This is a genomic window from Streptococcus penaeicida (genome assembly GCF_002887775.1).
Taxonomy (GTDB): Bacteria; Bacillota; Bacilli; order Lactobacillales; family Streptococcaceae; genus Streptococcus; species Streptococcus penaeicida.
This window is the reverse complement of the sequence record NZ_LOCM01000110.1, coordinates 1-212: the sequence shown is the minus strand read 5'-3', so window position 1 is coordinate 212 and position 212 is coordinate 1. Positions and strand designations below refer to the sequence as shown.

1 tRNA gene is annotated in these 212 nt (G+C 42.5%); it reads right to left on the bottom strand.

Annotated elements, in window-relative coordinates:
- Positions 1-57: 57 nt before the first annotated feature.
- Positions 58-129, bottom strand: a tRNA-Ala gene (locus tag AT575_RS10660).
- Between the last annotated feature and the right edge of the window lie 83 nt (positions 130-212).

Below are 212 nucleotides of genomic sequence, written 5' to 3'. Positions count from 1 at the left end.
TTCCTAATTTTCTACAGAAATTTCGGCTAGCCGAACATCTCTTTGTATCCTAGATAATGGAGCCTAGCGGGATCGAACCGCTGACTCCTGCGTGCAAAGCAGCGCTCTCCCAGCTTGAGCTAAGGCCCCGACTAATAAACTGGTTGTTTCATTATTAGTGGTGTACTATTCTATTACGTGAAGCTTAATTGTATTCGAACTAAAATCTTAGT